Raw genomic sequence first — 25,735 nt, forward strand, 5'->3', positions numbered from 1 at the left:
GCAAAGGTAGTTTAAATATTCAATTAATAAGCCATAAATAGGCTTCTTCAAACTGACCTGCCCAAAGCTTTTCGTTATGCCTGCCGTTGTGTACTATCTTTTTATGATACAGCTTCTTATCTGTTAGCTTAAAACGAATCAGTTCTTCCATACGTTCCAAATCAGTAATCATTTCGCTGCTTTCATGGTCACCTGCCATAAAGTACAGTTTGGCATCAATGTTTTCCACGGCATGAACATCATCATATATTTTATCGTTAAACCAAAATGAAGGGGAAAAAACAGCTGCTTTACCAAATACTTTTGGGTACTTTAACACAGCATAAAATGATATAAGTCCGCCAAGGGAGCTACCCATTATCATGGTGTTTTCCTTATCGCTAAGGGTGCGGTAGTGTTCGTCTATATAAGGTTTAAGTGTAGTAACCAGAAAATCAAGGTATTTGTCTCCATTGCCTCCACCATACTTTTCATTAGGGTAGGGAGTGAGTTCGTCAATACGGTTGTTGCCTCCGTTTTCTATGCCTATAACAATTGTTTCGGCTTTAAGGCTGTCCAGTGTTTCGTCAATGCGCCACTCTCCTGCAAAAGCGGTAAAGCTGTCAAACAGATTCTGACCGTCATGCATGTACAGTACCGGAAACTTTTTATCGCTATTCCCGTATATATCAGGTAGGTATATCCATATTTTACGCTCGCCACCCAGTTGCGGGGCATTGATGGAAAAAGTCGACACATTTTGTGATAAAGACGGGGTTTGAGGTTTGGCAGTCATACACCATAAAGATAAGGTGAATAGGAAAAAAATGCGGACCATAATTAAAAACTTTTACGGTAAAAACGATATATTAGCTAAAAATACCACAATCTATGAGCACTTACGAAGAAAAATTAAGCTTATTGTCTGAAATGATTGCTTTTGCAAGAATTGACGGTGAGATACACGAAAGGGAGTATCAGTTTCTGGCTATAGTTGCTTCGCAGCTCAGTATTGATAAGGATGTTTTTGAAAGTCTTTTTGAGCATGAAGCCGAAAAGGTAGCCATAAAATCAGAGCACCAGCGAATACTTCAGTTTTACAGGCTGGCACTTTTAATGCATGCCGATGGTGTACTGCATGAAAACGAGCAGATTGCCATACGCGAAATGGGCATCAACATGGGGCTTAGTCCGTTTGCCATGAGAAGCGTACTGCAGGAAATGGAAAAATCGCCAACCGGGCTTATTGATCCGGATATTATGCTGGCACTTTTTCGCGCCCAGCACAATTAATCGGCAGCTTTGTGAATAACCCTTTGCGGGAATGGTATAGATACTCCGTTTTGCCTGAATTTATCCAGTATTTTGTAGCGTAAACGGCTTTTTACATTCTCGGCCCTAAATACATCTTCTACCCAAAAGTAAATGGAGAAGTCAAGTGATGAGTCGCCAAAGTTATTAAAGCGGACAAAAGGCTCGGGTTTTGTAAGTATGCCCTGTTCTTCGGCAGCAGCATCATGTAATATTCGGGTAACCAAATCAACATCCGACGAATAATCAACCCCTACAGTAACATCAAAACGGGAAGCCAGGTCGTTGTGCGTCCAGTTTATAAGTTCGTTTTTAGTAAGGTCAGAGTTAGGGATAATAATATATTTATCATCGCGGGTAAGTACGGTAGTGGTGCGCAGGCGTATTTCCTGAACGGTCCCCACTATATTGTTTACCTCTATTACATCGCCCATTTTTACGGTTGAGTCTACCAGTATTACAATCCCCGAAATGTAATCGCTAAAAAGGTTTTGTATACCAAGTCCCAAACCTACCAACAGGGCAGCAGAACCGGCTAACAGTACCGAAAGGTTAAAACCTACTATCTCAAGCGACAGTACTAAAACAACTACAAGTAGTATATACTTTATAAGGGTAAAAATGGAATACTTTTTAGCCTCATCAAAACTATGTATTCGGTAAATGCTCTTTTTTATGATTTTCATTACGAAAGCCACACATACCCAAAAAACAATAAGTGTAATAATGGAGCTTACCTTAAGCTGCGTTTTACCTATGGTAATCAGCGTTTCATTTAGCAGTTCTTTAATATGTTCCCACATGGTTTATTCCGGTTTATTCTGTTTGTCTTTGTTCATTTTTACATTAAAGGACGGGGCTTCATAATCCTTGTCAAGATAGTTTTGCGGGATGGTAGTCATGTTTCCGTCGCGTGCAGCCCTATAGTGTGGCGATAGTATCTCAATACCTTTTTCGTTGCAGCAGTCCTGTATGTTTTTATGCAGTTCGCTGTATATGGCAGCCTGTTTGTTAGCTTCTTTAGTATAGGCATTAATTTGATAAGCTACATAAAAATCCTCCAGGCTGGTTTGCAGTACAAACGGTACAGGCTCTTTTAGTAAATGTTCGGTCCTGTCGGCAGCATCAAGCAATGCCTGCTGTATGTCTTTCCACGGAACGTCATACCCAATAGTTACCGTAGTGTGGAGTATAAGCCCTTTGCTTATAGTGTCGCTACTGTAATTAATGGTATGGCTACTCATTACGGTGGAGTTAGGTATGGATATGATTTCGTTTTTAATGGTACGTATACGGGTTACCAGTAGTGACTTTTCAATCACATCGCCCACAACTTCGCCAATTTTTACGCGGTCGTTAATTTTAAAAAGTCGCATATAGGTAAGTACAATCCCCGCAATAATATTGGATAACGACCCCATAGAACCAAAGGTAAACAGGAAACCTAAGAAAACCGACACTCCTTTGAATACCTCTGAATCACTACCCGGCAGGTAAGGGAATATCACTATTAAAAGGAAAGCCAGTATAAGTACGCGCACAATTTGATAAGTAGGGTTGGCCCAGTCGGGGTAAAAGCCATCTATATGGAGGTTACCGCGTGCAATTTCGTTTTTAAGGAAACGCGCAAAGCGCAGTATGTACCTAAAGATAATAATCAGTACAATAATAGTAATAAGGTTTGGCATGTAATCCCAAACACCAAACGTTACTTTTTTAACCGGAGTAAGAATATAGCTGAAAAGCGTTTCGGCAAAGTTTTGTGTCCACGGGAAAATACCAAACAGTACCGGTAGTGCTATATAGATAAGCAGGAAAATAAACAACCACTTTATAAGTCTGTTAACCAGTAATAGCAGGTTTACCTGCCTGTCGGCATCAAACAGTTCGTAGGTTTTGATTTTTATACCGTGTATTCTTTTGTCCTTTTGCTGTTTAATCTTGTCGGCAGTCCAGCCAAACAGTTTTCCCGAAAGATAAATAAGCAGTACCAGTACCCCAATAACCAATAGTGCCAGTGCTATTTCTTTTATCAGAGTCTTAAAGCTGGTTTCGTTTTTGTAGGTGGTTATCTCATCAGCAATTATAGTTTTGTAACTATCGGCAAGTTCCTCTTTTGTGGTGTTATTCCAAATAGCATCGTTCTCCGATAGGCTAATGATTATCCTGTCGTGGTATACTACATCTGAAGTCGCTTCGGCAGAAACCACCTGTAGTGAATCGGGCTGGAAAAGAATCCTGCCACCCAGTTCTTCAATGCGGCGGGTTACGGCCTGGGCACGCTCGGAAGCCGAAAAACTGCCCTGTTTGCTGTAAATGTGGAAAAGAGTATCGTTAAAGAAACCCGTAACCGGATTCCCTTTTATGGTGGAGCGCAGTTTGTCTATCTGTTCCTTTTTTGCGGCAAGCCTTTTGGTTTCGCGACTTTCAAGCTCTTCGAGCTCTTTTTGCAGTTCTTCCTTTTTAAGGTTATCGGTAGTTTTTAACGACTGTATCTGTTGTTCCAGTTCGGCTTTTTTAACCGAGTCTTTTAACCGTTGTTGCTCAATAAGCGCAATTTTGGTATTAAAAGCCTCAAGGTTAGCAGCGTTAACCGAGTCGTTTACCCGGGCAATACTGTCTTTTTGGGCAAAAGCACATTGCGTTATAGTAAAAGCAATTATCGTTATAAATAAACGGTAAAGTTTCTTCATCCTCATATTCTGTGTTACAACACATAAATATAGGGAATTTTTTGAATTTTAATACTTGGAATATACGGTCTTTGTAATTAAAGTTTTACTCTTTTGTTATAGCGATATCAGGATATTTGGCATTTAACGGTTTGAGAATGGTATCTTTTACTAAGTACTCATTAGTAATAAGATTATTTGTGAGTTTAGGCAAATCGTCTCTTAGCAGTTGTAAAGTATCGTTACTTATGGTATAATCACCCTGATATACTTTGATAAATTCAAGATGCCTTTCGCATATTTCAAAACTATTATTTTTGTATAATGTTAAAGAAATATCTCTACTATAGAGACTGTCGGTCTGTGTATTAAGTATAGGTTTTGTCCAGAATTTATTGTGAGCAGAACTAAAATTAAAATAACATATTAGCAGGAAAGCTGCTGTTACGAATGTCATAGTATAATCAAAATTCTTGTTGCGTTTAACTAGTTTGGTAATTATAACTATAAGTGAAAGAATTAAAAATAGTACACTTAATATAAAAAAACATAATACATGTACAATCCCTGATTGATAATCTCCAATAGGGAGTATAATATAAAGTGCAAGTAAGGCGATTATGATACCAATGTATTTAATAGAGTTTAATGTCATTTAAACATCTTTATATCTTATCCTGCAATACTTTAATCTCGTCTCTTAGTTTGGCAGCCTGCATAAAGTCAAGATCTTTAGCGGCTTTTTCCATAGCCTTACGTTTTTCGCGTATAATCTTTTCAATTTCGCCCTTAGCCATATAAGTGGTATCGGGTTCGGCAGCCATTTTAGGCGAATTATCATAATGGTATGACGACACCGGACTCTTAGACAGCGAGTTCTCAATTTTCTTATTAAGGGCTTTAGGTTCTATACCGTTTGCCTTATTAAAGTTCATCTGTTTTTCACGGCGGTAGTTGGTTTCGTCAATAGTACGCTGCATACTGTCGGTTATCTTATCGGCATACATTATCGCCTTACCGTTTACGTTACGGGCAGCACGCCCCACGGTTTGCACCAGCGAACGTGTACTTCTCAAAAAGCCTTCCTTATCGGCATCCAGTATGGCAACAAGCGATACTTCGGGTAAGTCAAGCCCTTCCCTTAAAAGGTTAACCCCAATAAGTACGTCAAACAGACCTTTACGCAGGTCCTGCATGATTTCCACACGCTCCAGTGTATCTACTTCCGAGTGGATATAACGGCATCGTATTGCTACCTTAGTAAGGTATTTAGCCAACTCTTCCGCCATACGCTTGGTTAGGGTGGTGACCAAAACACGTTCATCTGCCTCTACGCGTTGCTGTATTTCCTCAATAAGGTCATCTATCTGGTTAAGGCTTGGGCGTACTTCAATAATCGGGTCCAGCAATCCTGTAGGGCGTATAACCTGCTCTACATAAATACCGTCACTTTTTTGAAGCTCGTAGTCGGCTGGGGTAGCACTTACATACACCACCTGATTTTGCAGTGCCTCAAACTCCTCAAATTTAAGCGGACGGTTATCCATCGCAGCCGGAAGCCTGAAGCCATACTCCACAAGGTTTTCCTTACGGGAGCGGTCTCCGCCATACATGGCATGTACCTGCGATACGGTTACGTGGCTCTCATCTATAACCATTAAAAAATCATCAGGGAAGTAATCCAACAGGCAGAAAGGCCTTGTGCCCGGCAGTCTGCGATCCAGGTAGCGAGAGTAGTTCTCAATACCCGAACAGTATCCCAGTTCACGAATCATTTCCAGGTCAAAGTTAGTACGTTCCTCCAGGCGTTTTGCCTCCAGGTGTTTGCCTATCTCTTTAAAGTAATCTACCTGTTTTACAAGATCCTGCTGAATCTCCCATATAGCTCCCTGCAGTACATCGGGCGATGTAACAAACATATTGGCAGGGTAAATATTCAGTCGGTCATACTTTTCAATCACAAGGGCTGTTTTGGCATCAAAGGCTTCAATTTCTTCAATCTCATCGCCAAAAAAGTGTACCCTGAAAGGATCATCGGCATAACTCGGGAAAATCTCTACGGTGTCTCCCTTAATACGGAAGGTTCCCGGCAGGAACTCGGCTTCGGTACGGGAGTAAAGGCTCTGTACCAGCCTGTGTAATAATTTGGTTCTCGATATAACCTGATCACGCTCTATGGAAATTACGTTTTTTTGGAACTCCACCGGGTTACCAATACCGTATAGGCACGAAACCGAGGCTACCACCAGTACATCACGCCTGCCCGAAAGTAGGGATGAGGTGGTACTTAAACGCATTTTTTCGAGCTCTTCGTTAATCGAGAGGTCTTTTTCTATATAGGTTCCCGTTACGGGAATATAAGCTTCGGGCTGATAGTAGTCGTAGTAGGAAACAAAGTACTCTACGGCATTATCGGGGAAAAACTGTTTGAACTCTGTGTACAGCTGTGCTGCCAGTGTTTTGTTGTGTGCCAGTACCAGTGTAGGGCGTTGTACATTTTCTACCACGTTTGCCACGGTAAATGTTTTACCCGAACCGGTAACTCCTAAAAGTGTCTGGAAACGTTCTCCTGAATTTATGCCTTCACTAAGCTGTTTTATGGCTGCGGGCTGGTCGCCCATAGGTTTATAATCAGATACTACTTTGAATTTCATTTTTCTGTTTTTCCTTCCTTTTTTACAAAGATAGTGAAATGATTGTTTGCCCTTGTGTATTTTAAAACGGTAAAAAATATTGATTTTTAAATGTATAACATTATTTTTGAGATACTAAAATGACAGTTTTTTCTGTTTAATATACAAACACAGTCAGCCATGAAAAACACACCTTTAATCCTTGCTTTGTTATTATTGTTTTTAGTTTCCTGTAAAGATGAAAAACAGCAGGAAGTACAACAGGATGTTACCACAGAGATACCTGATTTAATAGCCGATTCGGGAAACAGAAAAGCTTTTACGACCGATAACCTAAACATGCAGACCTTTACACTGGATGCAGGGAAAGATAATACTATTAAAGGAGAGAAGGGAACCGAGCTTACTATCCCTAAAAATACTTTTACTGATGCTCAGGGTAATGTAGTGACCGGAAATATTACTGTACAGCTGAAAGAGGCTTTAAGTATCTCTGATATAGTGACGGGAGGACTTACAACGACATCAAACGGAGAAATATTGAGTTCGGGCGGGATGTTGTATGTTAATGCGAAACAGGGTGATAATGATGTTTTTATAGGTAAATCAAAATCAATAGGGGTAAGTGTGCCTACCGATAATTTTGTTCCCGAAATGCAGATTTTTACAGGTAATGAAGATGCCGACGGAAATATTAACTGGGTTGAACCAAAAGATATTATTAAAAAGCCTGTTGCAAAACCAACTCCAAACAAAGCAGCAAAATCTACTAAAGCAGCAAAACCTACTCAGGGTAATATGTTTGATGCTATATTGGATTATGTTGGAGATGGGGATAAGGATGATACATATCCGGCTCCTTATACAAAGCCCTTAAAACCTTATAAAAATGACGGAGGTATAGTTATAGCAGTAAATATAGATAACCCTGAACTTTTACCGGAGTTTATGCCTTTTAGTAATGTATCGTGGAAACTGGTAGATGAGTCGGCTTTCTCAAAAGAAGATAATGGAAAAGACTGGAAACATGTATCAGTAAAGCGGTCTGCTAAAGATAACATATATATATTGACCTTTAAGGGAACAGAAAAAAATAAGGATGATATAAAAGAATATGAAGTTTATCCTGTACTTGAAGGCGAAGAGTATGAAGTAGCTTTGGCCGACTATAATAAAAAAATTGCTGCTTATGAAAAGGAAATGAAGCTACTGGAGGAGAAAAGAAAAGAGCAGGAGGAAATAAATAAAAGGATAGAAAGAAATTTGACTGATGAATCAAAAGCAATGGATTTTGCTAATGATTATATTTTTGAAGTGACCCGTTTAGGTTGGATTAACTGTGATTATTTTTATCGTAAGGGTAATCTAACAGATGTTTTGGTAAGGACAACTATTAATAATACAGGTAAAAATGATGTTTACGCTTATATGGTAATTAAAGAAGATAAAGTTTGTTTAGCAGGTTTTCCTGATGAAAACGGTAGTTTTATGTTTGGTTCTGCTGGTAATGCATATATCAAAATGCCTTTAGGTATAAAAGTAACTATACTTGGAGTAAGTGCCCAGGAAGACGGGACATTAAAATTTGCGAGTAAGGATGTAACTATAACTAAAGAAACTTCGGTCTCATTAGAATTAAAACAAGCTACTGAAGAAGATATGAAAAAGGCTATTGAAACAGGTACGATTAATACTTAATCAAAACACTCCATCATAAGGAGGTCGCCTTCCTTGTGTTCTATAAGTACAATACCATCCTTGAGGGTTACATTACTGCTGCCGGTACGGTAACCCAGGGTTAACTCTTCATTATTGAGTTCATATTTAAGGTTTTGTGTTTTTATTCCCGATACTTTTCCTATGGGGATTAGTGACAACGGAGTATTTTCGGGATACCATTTTTCAAATTTTTTAGGCAGCAGGAATACTTTAGAGTGATCGTCCAGTATAACCACCTTGATAAGATTGCGGTAGCGTACAATATTAGTAATGTTTGTAATGGTATGGTCGGCACGTTTACCTGTAGCCCAAATTACATTGGCAGCGGGTATTTTTCTGTCTATAAGGTAGTCCAGTGCTTTTTCGAGGTCGGTTTTATCCTGACTCGGGGTATGTACTATTTCCAGGGGGTATTGTAACTCCTTGTATTTTTCGGCATCAAAACCATTGTCAAAATCCCCAAGTAAAACATCTACTTTAATACCCAGTTCCATTACACGCTCTATTGCGTTATCCAGTACTATTACAAGCGGAGACCATTCCAGTAACTGACCCATAAGCTCTTTGCTGCATGCTGCGCCGTTTGCAATAATTAATGCAGGTTCCTGATCGTCTCTAACAATGTGGTGGGATGACATAATTTTGATTTAGAGAGCAAAAATACAAACTTTATTGTACTGTATACTCAATAAAAGAAGCTTCACTAAGCCTGAAATAACCCAAAGGATAATTATCGGGGTTGGTTTGGTTTACAATATTGCCCCTCACACTAATAGGAGGTGTTTGAAAAGGGTTTGGAGTATCGGGTGGAATTAGGCTCAGTAACTTACTCATATAGTTGTAATAGCGCGGAGAAATGCCATACAGGTAAATTATCATTTCTTCATTTGGCTGTAAATCATCATACAAACGAATTGTGTAAGTATAATTCCCATTAACGAATTCATCGTCAAAAATAGCATCGTTAGATCCTTTATTAGCCCTTATAAAACTGTGCAGATAGTAATTTTCCTCATCAGGAGGATCCTGAAAGTAAGCCCTTAAAGTAGTGTCTCCTTCATTAAATCCCTCATCGCTTTGTATTACTTCCTCCAGTTGAGGCACACTAATAAGAGTTTCGGTTGCGGTATAGGTTTCTCCGTTCAGTTCAATATAGAGTGTATACGTTTCGTTTATGGCAGGCTGGAAGTTATCACAAACATACTGTCCTGTTCTTTGTATGTTATCAGACTCAGTAAAGTTATATACATCGTTATTACTGTTTTTTACATAAACCTTAGCGCCCTTTACGGTAGGTATAATGGTATCGTAAAAACCTGTAGTAGTGGTAAGCCGAATGGTTTGATGTTGCCCAGTATATCCTTTTATCCAGACTATTGAAGCATCGACCACAAGGCGGGGCGGAGAATTGGGTATATCTAAATCAACAACGTCTTCGCAAGCCGTTAAAAAAAGGCTCATGAAGACGAGTGATAAATAGTATATTTTTCTCATTTTGTGGAGGTTCGCTTACAACCTAACACAAAAATAAAGTAATTATTGTACGGTATACTCCATAATGTCTACTTCAGTAACGCGAAAATAACCATAGGCATAGTTATCTATATTGGTTTCGTTTACCAGATTACCGCGTACTGAGGTAGGAGGAGTTTGGAACGGACCGCCACCCGGCTCAGCAACATTTGTAAGCTGCATAAGATAATTAAAGAATCTTTCGGAAGTACCGCCAAGCTTAAAGTGTACAATATCACCTGCTTTAAGATCTTCATGGCTAATAAAAGCAAACATTTCATTCCCTTGGAAAAATTCATCATCCAGTGCATCATAATCAGGGTAAGGCAGTACATCTATATCAAAACGGGCCATATAGTAGTTAACTTCGGCACCGTTGTCCTGCCAAAAGAAACGCACTTCAATCTCATCGCCTAAAACACCCCCTTCGTCATCCTGTATCACATTAGAGATTTCGGGAACGGCAAATAGTTTTTCGGTAGCGGTATACGTTTCTCCGTCATTAATTACGGTAAGGGAATACTCATCATTAATAACAGGAATAAAATCAGTACACACATAATTACCGGTGTTTGGTACTTCGTTAAAAGTAAATACTGCACCCGATGTATTGTTAGTAACAAATACCGTAGCACCCGATACTACAGGGATTTCCGGTTCATAATACCCCGTTGTTGTGGTTAGTCTTATGGTTTGGTTACTTCCGTCAGTACCTTTTATCCATTCTATTGAGGCATCAATAACCAGCCTCGGTTCTGCTGTATCAAGGTCTACTTCAATTACATCTTCACAACCTGTAAAAGCCAGCGAAGCAGTAAATAATAATAGTAGGAATTTTATATTTTTCATGATGATTGTCTTAGAATTTAAAGTTATAGGTAACACTTGGTATTATACCGAAAATGGAAAGCCTAACTGCCTCGTTAGCTCCGGTATCTTCGTTTTGCCTAAAGTTTATGGAAGCGGCATTCATCCTGTTGTACAGGTTGTAGATACTAAATACCCATTCGCCCTGCCATCCTTTTTTCTTATCGGGTTTTGGGGTATAGGTAGCCGATACATCCAGGTGGTGGTATGCCGGAACCCTGTTTTCATTTCTTAATCCGTAGCTAGGGATTACTAAATCACCATAAACGTACTGTCCGTTTGGATAGGTAACAGGCTTGCCTGACTGTAATGCGAAAATTGCCCCAAACGACCATTTGTTGTTGTACTCGTAAGACCCTGTAACCGAAAGGTTATGTAGTTTATCGTAGCCCGAAAGATACCATCCGCCATTGTTAATGCCTGTTTCATTAGGTGTCCTGCCCGGTGTTTGCTGTTCAGATCTCGAAAGAGTATAAGAAACCCACCCTGTTAGCTTACCTGTGTTTTTCCTGAAAAGGACTTCAAGTCCGTATGAACGGGCTTTACCGTTAAGTATAACCTGCTCAATATTGTTGTTGGCAATAAGGTCGGCTCCGTCAATATAATCAACCCTGTTTTTTACTTTTTTGTAAAAGGTTTCGGCTTCTAGAGTATACTCGTTGTTCTTAAAGTTTCTGAAGTATCCTAATGCTACCTGATCCAATAACTGAGGTTTAATGTACTTACCACTTGGCGTCCATATATCCAGCGGAGTAGGGGATGCAGTGTTAGAAATTAAGTGAAGGTATTGTGCCATCCTGTTATAGCTGGCTTTTATAGACTGATTGTCATCGAGTTTAAAGGAAACACCTGCTCTTGGCTCCAGGTTGCTAAAATCGGCAATGGTTTTACCGCTGCTGTAATATTCGATACCTGTAATTTCACCTTTCTCATATATTTTAAGTTCGTCGTTAAACACTACAGGCTGGTCGTTAGCGTAAAGCGTTACTTCCTGTTGTCCCATCCTGTAGAACATGCTGTAACGCAATCCATAACTAACGGTAATATTATCGGTAAGCTCGTGTTCTGCCTCAATGTAGGCGGCAGGCTCAAAAGCGTATTTTCGGTCTAACTGATCGGGGTTAACCGTTGAGGTTTCGTCAATAGGTTTAATAGTACCCGGGTTAAAATCGTAGTAAACGGCATTAACACCATAGTTTAGCTTAAACTTGTCTGAAATATAGTTCTTAAAGTCGTATTTGAAATTGTAGTTTTTAATCCCCGATTCCCATGTAAAGCCTACAAAACCAAGCTCCAGCCCATAGTAATAATCACTGTAGATTAAAGAAGCATTAGAGAACAGCTTTTCGTTAAACAGGTGGTTCCATCTCAGGTTAAGTACCGTGTTGCCATATACATTATTAAAGCTGTTGCTGATGTCAAAAAGGTCACGCCCAAAGTACCCTGAAAGGTACAGGTTGTTGTTTTCATTTAACTGATAGCTTAACTTGGTATTTAGGTCATAAAAATAAGCCGAGTTATCGTTATCTGTAAGTTTAAGGAAAAGGTGAGCATAAGAGGCTCTACCACCTATAAGGAAAGAACCTTTGCCTTTTACAAGCGGACCTTCGGCCAGTAAACGGCTGGAAATAGCGCCTATACCACCATTCATATGGAATTCGTTTTTGTTACCTTCTTTCTGGTATATATCCAGTACCGATGATAACCTGCCGCCGTAACGTGCCGGGATTCCGCCTTTGTACAGTTTAAGGTCTTTTATGGCATCTGAATTGAATACCGAAAAGAAACCGAAAAGGTGTGAGGAGTTAAATATAGTTGCCTCATCCAGTAATATAAGGTTTTGATCGGCAGCGCCACCACGCACGTTAAAGCCCGATGAGCCCTCTCCGGCATTGGTAACCCCGGGTAGGGTAAGTATGGATTTTAAAACGTCTACTTCACCCATAACCACAGGCATTTTCTTAATTTCCTGTACAGAGAGTTTGTTAACACTCATTTCAGGTTTTTTGATGTTAGCCCTAGGCTGATTGTCTGAAATTACAATTTCGCTAAGTTCCTGGCTTGATGATGAGAGTTCGTAGTTTTTCCTGATGTTTTGGTTCAGGTTTACGGTCTCGGTAATAGTGGAAAAACTTACATAACTAATTTCGATGGTGTAAGTACCTTCCGGTAGTGATATGGAAAAGAAACCATATTCGTTAGTTGAGATAGCAGTTTGGGTTTCTACAATGTAAACGGTAGCTCCAATAAGGGTTTCACTGCTGCTCATGTCTGAGATTGTTCCGCTGAGCGTATATTTTTCCTGGGAAAAACCTACAGCAGCAAACAATAGTAAGATGGCCGTGAGGCATCTTTGGGTAATAATGTTCATTGTTTTGATTGATTGAGTTGTTGTTTTCTTTTTAGCAAAATTCGAATACTAAATTATGATAAAGGTAAATTATTCTCGGGAAAAAGTATAATCCCTTTATTATTCTTTAATATTTGGATTGATAACGTCTAACAGACGTTTGAAATTGTATTTTGTTACATGCTTTACATTTTTTTAAACCCTTTACATTATATTTCCTTCCAGCCAATTTTTAAAAGAAGTTACTTTCTCCCGGCTAACAATAACACTATCATTAGCTGGCGGTTCGAGTTTTAATATTAGTCTGCTGTTAAAATAACCGCTTATTTTTTGAATGGCATCTATGTTTACCATAAACTGCCTGTTGATCCTGAAAAAATTATGTTGGTCCAGTATGTTTACCAAATAATCTAATGTATAATCCAGAGGGAATTTTTGATTATTAAAGGTGTACACATAAGGTATGCTTTCTGAAACCTGTATATAGGCTATTTCCTGAGATTTTATGTAAATAAACTGGTTGTTGATTTTTACCAGTAACCTTGCAGTGTCTCTTTTAAAAAAGGCATGGGCAATTTTATTGATATCCATAGCCATAGGAGATCTAAGCTGTTCAAATTTATTGATAGCTGTCTTTAGTTCGTTAAGATCTATAGGCTTCATTAAATAGTCAATACTATTAACTTTAAAGGCTTTGAGCGTAAAGTTATCGTAAGCTGTGGTGAATATGACAGGAAGATTCAGGTTTGTTTTTTCAATCAGTTCAAAGCAGTTTCCGTCAGATAATTGTATGTCCATTAAAACCAAATCGGCAGTACCACCATTATCCAACCATTTTAATCCTTCAGCGACAGAGGGAATAACAGCTACTACATTGATGTTTTTTCCTGTTTTTAGCAGTAATTGTTCCAGCCTTTCGGCATTATGTTTTTCATCTTCAAAAATTACGATATTCATAAAGGCAGTATTACAGGTATTTTTACAATAAACGAATCATTAGTTTCACAGATAATAATGCTGTTGTTTCCTATTAGCTCATAACGTTTTTTAATATTCTCCAGTCCCAGTCCCGAAGAGGCTTCTGAGTTTTGTTTTTTACAGAGATTGTTTTTAACAATAAGCCAGTTATTCTCTCGTTTTAAAGAGATAAAAAGCGGGGATGTCAAAGAGAATCGGGTATGCTTTATAGCGTTTTCAAATAACATTTGTAGGGTAGCGGGAGCAATAAGACATTTTTTAATAATATCATCATCAAGATCTATCTCAATATTAATACTATTTTGATGCCTTATGTTGATAAGAAACAGATAGGATTCAAGGAAATTTAATTCGGTTTCTAAAATAACCATGTTTTCAAATTTCTTATCGAGTATATAGCGGTAAGTTTTGGCAAGCTGTGTTATATAATCGGCTGCAATATCAGGGTCCTTATAAACAAGGTTTGTTAATACACTAAGTGAATTAAAAAAGAAATGCGGATCAATCTGGTTTCTTAGGGCTTCATATTTTGCTTCTGTATTTTCACGCATCAGTCTTTCAGTATGCAGCAGGTTTTCCCGCCATTGCCTGTAATAAAAAATGATTCCGTTAAAAGCGAGTATCAGAAAATAGAACAGAAAACTTCCAAAGATGAGATCGTAACTTGGTAAAGTAAAACTGTCCCAGGCTTCATAACGGTTAAAAAAGAAAATATCAGTTACAGCATATATAAAACCAAAAGCGAATGCAGCTATAACACCATATAGTAAAAAAACGGAGCAAAGTACAATTAGTTTTTTACGATTACCGGATTGGCTTAATTTACGTTCTGTAAATTTTGCTATCCTAATAGCACCTTCCCATATAAGGAACCCCACTATAACATACATTGTTACAAATACAAGAGAGCGTGTATTATAATCAGGGTTATCCTTTATAAATGACAAATCGAACGATTTGAAAATAAGCCCGAAAAGTACAAGTACTATAATTCGGGCTATGATTTTATAAGTCAGGTATTTATTTGTGTTAGGGCTCATTATTTTAATATTGTTTCAAAAATAGAGTGCCTGTAATGAATGACAAAGTTATTTTTTCTGAACCGGCTTAAAAAGTAGCTGAAGTGTTGAATTTATAGGTTTAGGCGTATAAAAAAAGCTGCCGGTTAGGGCAGCTTTTTAATTATAGTAAATGCTTGTATTAAGCCAGTTTCGCTAATATAGCGTTTAACGTTTGGCTTGGACGCATTGCGTTGTCTGTTTTAGCAAAATCAGGGTGGTAGTAACCTCCTATTTCCTGAGCTTTACCCTGAGCACCAATTAACTCATCGTTAATTTTAGCTTCGTTAGCAGTAAGTTCTTCTGCAATCGGAGTAAATTTAGCTTTAAGTTCTGCATCCTTATCCTGACCTGCAAGAGCCTGAGCCCAGTAAAGTGCTAGGTAGAAGTGAGAACCACGGTTATCAATCTGTCCTACTTTACGTGCAGGAGACTTGTCGTTTTCAAGGAATTTCTCGTTAGCAACATCAAGAGCTTCAGAAAGTACGATAGCTTTAGCGTTGTTTTGAGTTTGACCTAAGTGTTCAAAAGAAACACCAAGCGCTAAGAACTCACCAAGTGAATCCCAACGAAGGTATCCTTCTTCAACAAACTGCTGAACGTGTTTAGGAGCAGAACCTCCTGCACCTGTTTCAAATAAACCACCACCATTCATTAACGGAACGATAGAAAGCATCTTAGCTGATGTTCCAAGCTCAAGGATAGGGAACAGGTCAGTAAGGTAGTCACGTAGTACGTTACCGGTTACAGAGATAGTATCAAGACCTTTTCTGATTCTCTCTAAAGAGAATTTAGTAGCCTCAATAGGGTTCATAATATGGATTTCAAGACCGTTAGTATCATGGTCTTTAAGGTATGTTTTTACTTTTTCGATAATCTGAACATCGTGTGCTCTGTTTTCGTCTAACCAGAATACTGCAGGAGTTTCAGATAGTCTTGCACGGTTTACAGCAAGTTTAACCCAGTCCTGGATAGGAGCATCTTTAGTTTGGCACATTCTGAAAATGTCACCAGCCTCAACATTCTGTTCCATGTAAACGGTACCGTTGTTGTTGTCTACAACCTTAACAACACCGTTTGCAGAAAGCTGGAATGTTTTATCGTGAGAACCATACTCTTCTGCTTTTTGAGCCATAAGACCAACGTTTGGTACGCTACCCATAGTCGAAGGGTTAAATGCACCGTTAGCTTTACAGTCTTCAATAGTAGCTGTATATATACCAGAGTAACTTCTGTCCGGTATAATAGCAAGGGTATCCTGTTGTTTACCTGCTGCATTCCACATTTGTCCTGAGGTACGAATCATAGCCGGCATAGAAGCATCTACGATTACGTCTGAAGGGACGTGAAGGTTAGTAATCCCCTGATCAGAGTTTACCATTGCGATAGCAGGACCGTTTTGATATACTGCCTCAATAGCAGCCTTAACTTCAGCTTCCTGAGCGTGGCCTGCAATTTTAGCATAAACATCACCTAAACCGTTTCTTGTATCTACACCAAGCTCTTCAAATAAAGCAGCATATTTAGCGAATACATCTTTAAAGAATACTTCTACGATAGCACCGAAAATGATAGGGTCTGAAACCTTCATCATCGTAGCTTTAAGGTGAACAGAGAATAATACCCCCTGTTGTTTAGCAATCTCTACCTGTTCTGAAACGAAAGCCTTAAGTTTGTTAAGGTTAAGTGCAGAACAGTCAATTATTTCTCCTGCTTTAAGCGGAGTACTTGGCTTAAGTACAGTTGCAGTACCGTCGTTAGCCACAAATTCGATTCTTACATCAGTAGCGTCTTTTACAGTAACTGATTTCTCACTTCCGTAAAAATCACCTTCTGTCATGCTTGCAACGTTAGTTTTAGAATCTCCGCTCCATGCTCCCATTGAGTGTGGATGAGCCTTAGCGTAGTTTTTAACTGCTTTTGGAGCTCTACGGTCAGAGTTACCTTCACGTAGTACAGGGTTAACTGCAGAACCCAGTACTTTAGCATAACGTGCTTTTATTTCTTTTTCAGCATCTGTTTTAGCCTCTTCAGGATATTCCGGTACGTTGTACCCCTGAGCTTTAAGTTCTTTAATTGCAGCTTTAAGCTGAGGAACAGAAGCAGAAATGTTTGGTAATTTTATAATGTTAGCTTCAGGAGTTTTAGCAAGTTCTCCAAGTTCGCTTAGTGCGTCACCTATTTTTTGATCGGCAGTAAGGTTTTCAGGGAAATTAGCAAGAATTCTTCCCGCAAGTGAAATGTCTCTTGTTTCAACTTCAATTCCTGCCGGAGCAGCGAATGACTGAACGATAGGAAGGAAAGAGTGGGTGGCCAGCATTGGAGCCTCATCGGTTATTGTGTAAATAATCCTAGATGTTTTTGACATTTTTTTACGTTTTTTAAAAGCGCCCTACGGCTTTACCTCGTGAAGCCGAAAGGTTAATTATTAATGAGTTAATCTATATTATGTGAAGCCGGTTCATTAAAAGGAGTGTATTTGTATACGAAAGTCGTATTCCTTTTAATATCAAGGCTCGCAAATATAGCAAAAACTAACTTAATTCACCTTTTGTAAACTTTAAAAAAATGATTGAATCCCAAACATTTATTGTTTAGCAGGTTGTTTTTTATGACTCTGCTTTTAGTGTTGACATGCCTAAGTAATGCCTTTTTGTAATATTAAAAGCATTAAATAATTAAATAGGGTGCACGCATAATTATTTAAAATTTGAGCAAAAAAAATCCCCGTGTAAAACACAGGGATTCTATTATGTAGCTCTTCAAAGAAATTATCTTCTTCTCTCTTTGATTTTTGCTTTTTTACCAGTAAGGTCTCTAAAGTAGAATATACGTGCTCTTCTAACTTTACCTCTTTGGTTAACTTCGATTTTTTGTAATGCAGGCATGTTAACAGGGAAGATACGCTCTACACCTACTGAACCAGACATTTTACGGATAGTGAAAGTTTGAGTGATACCAGCACCTCTTTTTTGGATAACAACACCTTTAAAGAACTGTGTTCTTGTTTTTTCACCCTCTTTAATTTCGTAGTACACAGTGATTGTGTCTCCTGAATTGAACTCAGGGAAATCTTTTTTTGTTACGAACTCGTCCTGAACGAATTTTACTAAATCAGACATGATTTTTTAATTTAAACGTTTGAATCAGAGCAACATGCACGGGTATCGCCAGAGGTTGGTCCGAAATTGGCTGCAAATATAAATATTTTTTTAATACACAGAAATATTTTGATCTTAAATTAAATATAAATTTTAAGCTTGTAAGTGTTTGCTATTCAAGTAAATCGGGTCTTCTATTTTTGGTATGCTCCAGTGCTTTGTCCTCTCTCCACTGGTCAATTTTAGAAAAATTACCGCTTAAAAGTACATCGGGTACTTTCCAGCCTTTGTATTCGGCAGGGCGTGTGTAAATAGGAGGGGAAAGCAGGTTGTCCTGAAAACTATCGGTAAGTGCCGATGTTTCATTGCTCAATACTCCCGGTATAAGCCTGATAATAGAGTCGGCAACAACGGCAGCAGCAAGTTCACCACCCGAAAGTACAAAGTCGCCTATGGAAATCTCTTTGGTAATAAAATGATCGCGCACACGCTGATCTACACCTTTATAATGTCCGCAAAGAATAATAATGTTTTTAAGCATAGACATTTGGTTTGCCATTCCCTGATTAAGGGTTTCGCCATCGGGAGTCATGTATATAACTTCGTCATATTCTCTTTCACTTTTCAGTTTAGTAATGCAGGCATCAATAGGTTCGATCATCATAACCATACCGGCGCCACCGCCAAACTGGTAGTCGTCTACATTTTTGTGTTTGTTAGTGCTGTAATCCCTCAGGTTGTGCAGGTGTACTTCTACAAGTCCTTTATCTATAGCTCTTTTTAGTATTGAAGCTTCAAACGGACTCCTTAAAAGCTCGGGTAATACAGTGATAATATCGATGCGCATTTTACTAATTTTTAAATGAACCAGTGGTTTAATGTACCAATGAGGGTGCAAAAGTAAAGCGAAATTACCGAAGCTACAATAATTACTACATTAAGCCACTGTCTTATTATTACATTTATACACCAAACTGTTTAAGGTGATGATCAAGGTGTTTGTATTGCAGTATGTCCCATTCCTCAAAGGTCATTTCTCCAAAAAAAGGATGTTTCATATTCTTTATGCAATCGTGTCCTTCTTTTGAGAAAGTCTCTACCAGTCTGATTAATTCTGCCTTAGAGGTTTCAAAATCGGGTTCGTGTGTAACTTTAAGTTCTTTTGCTGTAGGCATACCTTTTCCAAATGGTTGTGGTTCCAATAATTTTTTCTTGGCCGATTTTCCGAAAAAGAAAACAAGAAATTTATTAGGCTTTAGCTCCAGTGTACCGTGTGCTACTTTAATAATTTGCTGGCAGTGCAGCAGCATTTGGCTAACAGTCATTTTACCCCATTGTGAAAGTGTAATAGGGGAAAGCTGATTTATTCTGTCGATAATTTCGTGATTATCGGTTGGGTTGAAAATGCTTTTCATGTTGTTTTTTGATTAATGACCCTCAAAATTAAGAATAAGTCAGTTTACTTTTTTACTGCTTTTAGAGCATAAACAAAAGGAATTTTGTTTTGCAGGTGTGGTATTCTGTAACGTTTAGGCTCAAATTCTTCCATGTCGTTAAAACAGTCGTATGGAGAGTAATTGTATTCTTTAAAAGTTTTAATTTCAAGGTTGTTGTTTATCAGGGTGCTAAAGACTTCACTAAGATCGTGGTTCCATGATATGGTTTTTGTTTCCATATCGGCAGCTTTGTCAGCATAAGTACCTGTTTCGGTTTCAATAATGGCTTCCTCGTTAAAGTAACTATAATCTATTTTACTGAACCCCGGGTCAAACATCCATACAAAAGGATGAAATTCAGCAATGATAAAGTTACCTCCTGGTTTAAGGAAATGGTTTATCACTTTGGCCCATCTGTCAAGATCAGGTAGCCAGCCTATGGTACCATAACTGGTGAATACAATATCAAATTGTTCGTTAAGATTGTCGGGCAGGCTGTATATGTCACAGCATATAAATTGGGTATTAGTGCCAGTGGTTTCTGCAAGTTCGCGGGCTTTGGTTATGGCAGCATCTGAAAAATCTACACCGGTTGCTATGGCTCCCATCCGACTAAGGGAAATGGTGTCCTGACCAAAATGGCACTGTAAATGCAGTATTTTTTTGCCTGTAATATCCCCAAGCAATTCAAGCTCTATACTATTTAAAGTTGACTTTCCACTTAAAAACGATGGCATATCATAAAACGATGATTCTACGTGAAATGTTGTTTTTTTATTCCATGCCTCCTTGTTTATATTGATATAGTTGTCTTTTATTTCCATAATAAAAAATTGGTTTCTACAAATTTACCTTTTTCTTATAATTCGTTGTCAGGTTTAGTAGTAATTAATTTGTAAATTTGCCCCTCATATAAAAACAAAAAGACAGATGGAAAACGGAATTTACGCTAAATTCAATACACCAAAAGGTTCTATTTTAGTGAAACTTACGCATGACAAGACCCCGGGAACGGTAGGTAACTTTGTAGGTCTTGCTGAAGGTAATCTTGAAAATGATGCTAAACCACAAGGTAAACCATATTATAACGGACTTAAATTTCACAGGGTTATTCCTGATTTCATGATTCAGGGAGGGTGCCCGGTAGGTACCGGTGTTGGCGGTCCCGGTTATCAGTTTGATGATGAGTTCCATCCGGAACTTACACACAGTGGTCCCGGTGTACTTTCTATGGCAAATGCAGGTCCTGGTACAAACGGTTCTCAATTCTTTATTACTCACGTAGAAACTCCGTGGTTAGACGGTAAGCATACTGTTTTCGGTCACGTGGTTGAAGGTCAGGATGTGGTTGATGCTGTTGCTCAGGGTGACGAAATTGAAAGCATTGAAATTATCCGTGAAGGTGATGAGGCTAAAAACTGGAATGCTGTTGAAGCTTTCAGAGTTTTTGAAGGTGCGCGTGAAAAACGTATTGAAGAGGCTAAACAAAAAGCTGAGGCAGAAATGGAAAAACTTGCTGCCGGATTTGATAAAACTGAAAGCGGACTACGTTATAAAATAATTCAAAAAGGTAACGGCAAAAAAGCTGAGAAAGGTAAAACAGTTTCTGTACACTATACAGGTGCTCTTGATGATGGTAGAGTATTTGATTCTTCTTACAAAAGAAAAGACCCAATTGCTTTCACTCTTGGTATAGGGCAGGTAATTTCGGGTTGGGACGAAGGTATCGCTTTACTACAGGTAGGAGATAAAGCTCGTTTTGTTATTCCTTCTCACTTAGGTTACGGTTCAAATGGTGCAGGTGGTGTTATCCCGCCGGATGCAACACTTGTTTTTGATGTTGAGCTAATGGATGTAAAATAATAGCATCTCACATTATATTAAAGGCTGCCTACTGGCAGCCTTTTTATTTGGAATACTTTTTGAAAGTCATACATATATGGATTACTTTTGTAAAACACATTAATATGATTATGAAAAAGCTACTGTTACTGTTTGTTATATTGTTTGGTATTTCTGCAAAAGCACAAATACCGGGGTCAAGTATGCATTGTGGGTATGACTTTACGTCTTACTTAGTGTTGCACGTACACGAACAGGGAAATGAAGATAACATAAAAAACTTAAGAGTTACGGTTGTAGACAGCTTAGGTAGGGATCTTATTAATGTAAATAACATGTACAGCTGGAGTAATGCTAATAAGCCGCTTGAGTTCTCTCTTAACTACAAGATAGACGATAACAACAAAAGGTTAGCAGAGGGAGCTACTGCTACTAAAGAGCGTTGGTTTTTTCCTTTTGCAAAAGATAATTACCTGTTATCTGTAGCTAACACTTTCAAGGCAGATAATTTTAGTGTAAAGGTTGAGGATACTACAGGTACTTACAAACCGGTTATCATTCAGCTTTATGCATACAATATGTATGTGCTTTGCTCTAACGAAAGTAGGGACGCGGCTATGAAATTTGGTCGTAAAATGAATAAGCCTTTGGAAATAGTGCTCGAAAAACAGTAGTGTTTACTGTCCACGAGTCTTTTTAGCTTTAAAAAAGCATATTAGGCTGATTATCATCAAAAGAGCGCTTGCTGTTAGCTCGCTATCAATTTCTTCTTTACGATATATAAAAACAGAATTATCATCATTGGTTTTTAAAATGATATATGGCTGATTGATCAGTGTGTCTCTATACTTGTATTCTACTCTTTTTGTATATGTTTTTCCCTGATAGTCAAATTTAAAATCACTGGTTTTTCTTTTTCCAAATCCTGTTTTATAAGGTTTTTGTGTAATTGCAACTTTTACCTCTTTTCCGTTTAATTGTATAAGTTTTTTTTGAACGTTAGTGGTTATTCCAATCGAACCAATTATAAAAATAATTATACAGCCTATTCTTAAAAGGTTCATTTTACCTCCACTTAATATTACAGCCTATACTTGGTTTTTGAGGTTCGGGTATATTGCGGTTGTATAAAACACCATCAATAGCATTGCGCAGGTCACTACCGCTTACAGGGATATTGTTACCAGGACGTGAATCGTCAAGCTGACCACGGTATACCAGTCGGTTTCGGGAGTCAAAAAGGTAAAAATCTGGGGTGCAGGCCGCGTCATAAGCTTTTGCTACTTCCTGTGTTTCATCAAACAGATAAGGAAAATCAATATCGTTTTTAAACGCAAATTCTGTCATTTGGTCGGGTGCATCCTGTGGGTATTTTACCGGGTCGTTGCTGCTTATGGCTACCATACCTATTCCCTGTACGGTATAATCATTTGCAATCATAATAATTTCCTCAATAACATGAATCACAAAAGGGCAGTGGTTGCATATAAACATTACCAGTGTGCCTTTTTCGCCTTTAATATCGTTAAAGGTGTAACTCTCATCAAAGTTGGTTGCTTTTAATGAAAAATCAGGGGCTATAGTGCCCAGCGGTAACATGTTTGACGGTGTGTTTGCCATTTTTGAAAGAAATAAATTACTTTAGCAAATTACGATAAATTTTAAAATAAAATAAATACAAAAGCTATGTTAACCTGGGAAGAATTTGAAAAAACAGAAATGCGTGTAGGTACCATTACAGAAGTGAACGATTTTCCTGAAGCCAGAAAACCCGCCTATCAGCTTGTTATTGATTTTGGTGAAACGATAGGGATACGAAAATCATCAGCACAAATCACAAAACGTTATACGAAAGAACAGCTAACCGGAAGGCAAATTGTAGCGGTGGTAAACTTTCCTAAAAAGCAAATAGGTAAATTTATGAGTGAATGCCTTGTGCTTGGCGCAATGGGACCGGATAATGATATTGTGTTACTGGCGCCCGACTTTAAAGTAGAAAACGGGTTGCGTATAGGGTAAAAACAAAAAAAAACTGCCAAGTGGCAGTTTTTTTATTAAATGTCTTCGAAGTTTACATCTGTAAAACTCTCTGTTCCTACAGGTTCAGGAGTTTTTTCTGTAAACATTTTCTTGAAGTCTTTTTGATGTCTTTCAGAGATTACTTCTTCTCCTTTGCTATCAAGAACGTATTCTGTCATCTCATCCAGAATGCTTCTGAAGGCAGCAAAATCTTCTTTATAAAGATAAATTTTGTGTTTCTTAAAGTGGAAAGAGCCGTCCTCTTCAGTAAATTTTTTGCTCTCAGTGATTGTAATGTAGTAATCTTCGGCTTTAGTAGCTCTTACGTCAAAAAAATAAGTCCTTCTTCCCGCTCTTAAAACTTTAGAAAAAATCTCTTCCTTTTCAAGCATGTCATTATCTCTCATAATCCTTCGTAGTTTTTTAATTGGTTTATGTAGCTACCAAAAATCTAAAAAAAATCTTAAAAATCCAACAAATTAATTTATTTCTTTTTCGGATAGTTGTTTAAGATAAAGTTCCTTATAATAGCCGGCCTGATTTACAAGTTGATTGTGAGTGCCTTGTTGTATGATTTCACCGTCTTCAAGTATAATTATCCTGTCGGCATTTTTGGCAGATGATACCCTGTGGCTCACAATAATAGTGGTTTTATCTCTGCAAAACTCCATAAGGTTGTTAAGTATAGCTTCCTCAGTTTCAGTATCTACTGCCGAAAGTGAGTCATCCAGTAGTAATACCGGGGCATCTTTAATCATTGCTCTGGCTATAGATACACGTTGCTTTTGTCCTCCCGAAAGTGTTATACCTCTTTCTCCTAATATGGTTTCGTAGGCTTTGTTAAAAGCGGCAATATTGTCGTGTACTACAGCTTTTTTTGCAACAGCAATAACTTCTTCATCTGTAGCGTCTTCATCACCAAATTTGATATTGTTTTTTATAGTGTCTGAAAACAGGAAGGCATCCTGTGGTACAAAACCTATGCTGTTACGCAGGTCGTAAAGATTTAACTCTTTTATATTAGTATTGTCAATTGTTATTGTTCCCTGTTCAACATCGTAAAGCCTGCTTATAAGTGATAGTATGGTAGATTTTCCCGATCCCGTTTTACCTAATATGGCGAGCGTTTCTCCTTTGTTAATATTAAACGACACGTTTTTCAGTGCTGTTATATTAGTGTCTTCATAAGTAAAGGTTACATTGTTAAAGGCTATATTACCTTCTATAACCGATTTTTCCGGATTGTTGTTTTGGATTTCCGGTTCGGTTTTAAGGAATTCGTTGATTCTTTTTTGGGATGCTTCGGCTTCCTGTACCATACTGGATATCCATCCTAAAGAGGCTACAGGCCAGGTTAACATATTTATATATAGTATAAATTCTACTATCATACCAATGTTCTCAATCGTTCCTTCTATATATAGTTTACCGCCTACATATATAACTATAAGGTTGCTTAGTCCTATTAATAATATCATAAACGGACCAAACATGGCACTTACTTTAGCCAGGCTCATATTTTTTGCCATACTGTCGCGTGATAGTTGGGTAAAATCGTCCTGTTTTTGTTTTTCAAGAGCATAGGCTTTTATTACCCTGATGCCCGAAAACATTTCCTGTGTGAAACTTGCCAGTTTAGACAGGTTTTCCTGATAGCGTGTACTTCGCTTATTTATCTCTACACTAATTTTAAATATACTATATGATAATATAGGTAACGGGATTAGTGTATAAAGTGTTAGCTCTGGCGACAGGATTGACATGTGGGTAATAATAATGATAAAGCGAATAATGGTGTTAAGGCTGTACATAATTGCAGGCCCAACGTAAGAGCGTACTTTGTTTACATCTTCACTAATACGGTTCATTAAATCACCGGTACGGTTCTTTTTGTAAAAGCTTTGAGATAGTTTCTCGTAGTGTTCAAAGATTTCGTTTTTAAGATCGAACTCTATGTGGCGTGACATTACAATAATAGTTTGTCTCATAAAAAAGGTAAGGATACCGGCTACAAGAGTTGCTCCTATAATAATAAGTACGCTTTGTAATATTTCATGCTTAACCCCGTCCATACCTATTTTGCCGCCTGTATAGTTCTCAACGGCAGTTATAATGGCTCCTGTATACTGGGGTGTAAACAGGGAGAATATGTTACTTAAAATGGTAATTAAAATTCCTAAAAGAAATTGAAATTTATATTTTATAAAGTATTTGTTTAAATGCTGAAGTTCTTTCATTTTTCTGTTTTTAACTCAGAA

The 25,735-nt window shown here is 38.0% G+C and carries 25 protein-coding genes; 5 read left to right on the forward strand and 20 right to left on the reverse strand.

Annotated elements, in window-relative coordinates:
* Positions 1 to 19: 19 nt before the first annotated feature.
* Positions 20 to 775: an alpha/beta hydrolase gene (locus Q763_RS05485; RefSeq protein ID WP_232297502.1), complete on the reverse strand. Its 756-nt coding sequence runs from the start codon at positions 773 to 775 to the stop codon at positions 20 to 22.
* Between the two features lie 95 nt (positions 776 to 870).
* Between Q763_RS05485 and Q763_RS05490 the strand changes: the two genes are divergently transcribed.
* Positions 871 to 1,272 (forward strand): excinuclease ABC subunit B, encoded by a 402-nt coding sequence (locus Q763_RS05490; protein ID WP_035131984.1) that lies wholly within the window; start codon positions 871 to 873, stop codon positions 1,270 to 1,272.
* On the opposite strand, the gene Q763_RS05495 is transcribed toward Q763_RS05490, so the two are convergent.
* The 4 genes from Q763_RS05495 to uvrB form a co-directional block, all read right to left on the reverse strand.
* Positions 1,269 to 2,093, reverse strand: coding sequence for a mechanosensitive ion channel family protein (locus Q763_RS05495; RefSeq protein WP_035131985.1), 825 nt, complete (start codon positions 2,091 to 2,093; stop codon positions 1,269 to 1,271). The genes Q763_RS05490 and Q763_RS05495 overlap by 4 nt on opposite strands.
* A 3-nt stretch (positions 2,094 to 2,096) precedes the next feature.
* Positions 2,097 to 3,983, reverse strand: coding sequence for a mechanosensitive ion channel family protein (locus tag Q763_RS05500; RefSeq protein ID WP_035131986.1), 1,887 nt, complete (start codon positions 3,981 to 3,983; stop codon positions 2,097 to 2,099).
* 85 nt (positions 3,984 to 4,068) lie between these two features.
* Positions 4,069 to 4,617, reverse strand: a complete 549-nt coding sequence (locus Q763_RS05505; RefSeq protein WP_035131987.1) for a hypothetical protein — start codon at positions 4,615 to 4,617, stop codon at positions 4,069 to 4,071.
* 10 nt (positions 4,618 to 4,627) lie between these two features.
* Positions 4,628 to 6,616, reverse strand: a complete 1,989-nt coding sequence (gene uvrB / locus Q763_RS05510) for an excinuclease ABC subunit UvrB (protein WP_035131988.1) — start codon at positions 6,614 to 6,616, stop codon at positions 4,628 to 4,630.
* A 159-nt stretch (positions 6,617 to 6,775) separates the two neighbouring features.
* Here uvrB and Q763_RS05515 point away from each other — a divergent pair, with 159 nt between their 5' ends.
* Positions 6,776 to 8,293, forward strand: a complete 1,518-nt coding sequence (locus Q763_RS05515) for a hypothetical protein (protein WP_035131989.1) — start codon at positions 6,776 to 6,778, stop codon at positions 8,291 to 8,293.
* On the opposite strand, the gene Q763_RS05520 is transcribed toward Q763_RS05515, so the two are convergent.
* The 11 genes from Q763_RS05520 to Q763_RS05570 all read right to left on the reverse strand — a co-directional run bounded on the left by Q763_RS05520 (position 8,290) and on the right by Q763_RS05570 (position 20,440).
* Complete coding sequence (locus tag Q763_RS05520) at positions 8,290 to 8,952, reverse strand: thiamine diphosphokinase (RefSeq protein WP_035131990.1); 663 nt, start codon at positions 8,950 to 8,952, stop codon at positions 8,290 to 8,292. The genes Q763_RS05515 and Q763_RS05520 overlap by 4 nt on opposite strands.
* Positions 8,953 to 8,983: 31 nt before the next feature.
* Positions 8,984 to 9,775, reverse strand: a complete 792-nt coding sequence (locus Q763_RS05525; RefSeq protein ID WP_052123231.1) for a DUF4249 domain-containing protein — start codon at positions 9,773 to 9,775, stop codon at positions 8,984 to 8,986.
* 75 nt (positions 9,776 to 9,850) lie between these two features.
* Entirely contained in the window at positions 9,851 to 10,675 is an 825-nt protein-coding gene (locus Q763_RS05530) for a DUF4249 domain-containing protein (protein ID WP_035131992.1), read from the reverse strand.
* A gap of 10 nt (positions 10,676 to 10,685) precedes the next feature.
* Positions 10,686 to 13,064 carry a TonB-dependent receptor gene (locus tag Q763_RS05535; RefSeq protein WP_035131993.1) on the reverse strand — a complete coding sequence of 793 codons (2,379 nt, stop codon included), beginning with the start codon at positions 13,062 to 13,064 and terminating at the stop codon, positions 10,686 to 10,688.
* Positions 13,065 to 13,247: 183 nt separating this feature from the next.
* The gene (locus Q763_RS05540; protein WP_035131995.1) at positions 13,248 to 14,000 is read right to left on the reverse strand and encodes a LytR/AlgR family response regulator transcription factor; all 753 of its coding nucleotides are present in this window, start codon (positions 13,998 to 14,000) and stop codon (positions 13,248 to 13,250) included.
* Positions 13,997 to 15,061, reverse strand: coding sequence for a sensor histidine kinase (locus Q763_RS17375; protein WP_052123233.1), 1,065 nt, complete (start codon positions 15,059 to 15,061; stop codon positions 13,997 to 13,999). Before Q763_RS17375 ends, Q763_RS05540 begins: the two co-directional genes overlap by 4 nt.
* 160 nt (positions 15,062 to 15,221) lie before the next feature.
* A complete protein-coding gene (locus Q763_RS05550; RefSeq protein WP_035131997.1) occupies positions 15,222 to 17,447 on the reverse strand; it encodes an NADP-dependent isocitrate dehydrogenase in 2,226 nt (741 codons plus the stop codon).
* 403 nt (positions 17,448 to 17,850) lie between these two features.
* Positions 17,851 to 18,201, reverse strand: coding sequence for a 50S ribosomal protein L19 (rplS, locus tag Q763_RS05555; protein WP_035131999.1), 351 nt, complete (start codon positions 18,199 to 18,201; stop codon positions 17,851 to 17,853).
* A 151-nt stretch (positions 18,202 to 18,352) separates the two neighbouring features.
* The gene (gene trmD, locus Q763_RS05560; protein WP_035132002.1) at positions 18,353 to 19,027 is read right to left on the reverse strand and encodes a tRNA (guanosine(37)-N1)-methyltransferase TrmD; all 675 of its coding nucleotides are present in this window, start codon (positions 19,025 to 19,027) and stop codon (positions 18,353 to 18,355) included.
* Between the two features lie 115 nt (positions 19,028 to 19,142).
* Complete coding sequence (locus tag Q763_RS05565; protein ID WP_035132004.1) at positions 19,143 to 19,595, reverse strand: DUF1569 domain-containing protein; 453 nt, start codon at positions 19,593 to 19,595, stop codon at positions 19,143 to 19,145.
* Between the two features lie 44 nt (positions 19,596 to 19,639).
* Positions 19,640 to 20,440 (reverse strand): class I SAM-dependent methyltransferase, encoded by an 801-nt coding sequence (locus tag Q763_RS05570; RefSeq protein ID WP_035132006.1) that lies wholly within the window; start codon positions 20,438 to 20,440, stop codon positions 19,640 to 19,642.
* 106 nt (positions 20,441 to 20,546) lie between these two features.
* On the opposite strand from Q763_RS05570, the gene Q763_RS05575 reads away from it, so the two are divergent.
* Together Q763_RS05575 and Q763_RS05580 are read left to right on the forward strand one after the other, a co-directional pair.
* The gene (locus Q763_RS05575) at positions 20,547 to 21,479 is read left to right on the forward strand and encodes a peptidylprolyl isomerase (RefSeq protein ID WP_035132008.1); all 933 of its coding nucleotides are present in this window, start codon (positions 20,547 to 20,549) and stop codon (positions 21,477 to 21,479) included.
* Between the two features lie 110 nt (positions 21,480 to 21,589).
* Complete coding sequence (locus Q763_RS05580) at positions 21,590 to 22,132, forward strand: hypothetical protein (protein WP_035132015.1); 543 nt, start codon at positions 21,590 to 21,592, stop codon at positions 22,130 to 22,132.
* Between the two features lie 3 nt (positions 22,133 to 22,135).
* Here Q763_RS05580 and Q763_RS05585 read toward each other — a convergent pair whose 3' ends face one another.
* Entirely contained in the window at positions 22,136 to 22,522 is a 387-nt protein-coding gene (locus Q763_RS05585; protein WP_035132016.1) for a hypothetical protein, read from the reverse strand.
* A gap of 1 nt (position 22,523) precedes the next feature.
* A complete protein-coding gene (locus Q763_RS05590) occupies positions 22,524 to 23,078 on the reverse strand; it encodes a thioredoxin family protein (protein WP_035132018.1) in 555 nt (184 codons plus the stop codon).
* Between the two features lie 66 nt (positions 23,079 to 23,144).
* Between Q763_RS05590 and Q763_RS05595 the strand changes: the two genes are divergently transcribed.
* On the forward strand, positions 23,145 to 23,477 hold the full coding sequence (locus tag Q763_RS05595; protein WP_035132020.1) for a tRNA-binding protein: 333 nt from the start codon (positions 23,145 to 23,147) through the stop codon (positions 23,475 to 23,477).
* A gap of 35 nt (positions 23,478 to 23,512) precedes the next feature.
* On the opposite strand, the gene Q763_RS05600 is transcribed toward Q763_RS05595, so the two are convergent.
* Both Q763_RS05600 and Q763_RS05605 read right to left on the reverse strand, forming a co-directional pair.
* Positions 23,513 to 23,884 carry a PUR family DNA/RNA-binding protein gene (locus tag Q763_RS05600; protein WP_035132021.1) on the reverse strand — a complete coding sequence of 124 codons (372 nt, stop codon included), beginning with the start codon at positions 23,882 to 23,884 and terminating at the stop codon, positions 23,513 to 23,515.
* A gap of 72 nt (positions 23,885 to 23,956) precedes the next feature.
* Positions 23,957 to 25,714 carry an ABC transporter ATP-binding protein gene (locus Q763_RS05605; protein WP_035132023.1) on the reverse strand — a complete coding sequence of 586 codons (1,758 nt, stop codon included), beginning with the start codon at positions 25,712 to 25,714 and terminating at the stop codon, positions 23,957 to 23,959.
* Positions 25,715 to 25,735 lie beyond the last annotated feature (21 nt).

The organism is Flavobacterium beibuense F44-8, from assembly GCF_000769915.1.
Classification (GTDB): Bacteria; Bacteroidota; Bacteroidia; order Flavobacteriales; family Flavobacteriaceae; genus Flavobacterium; species Flavobacterium beibuense.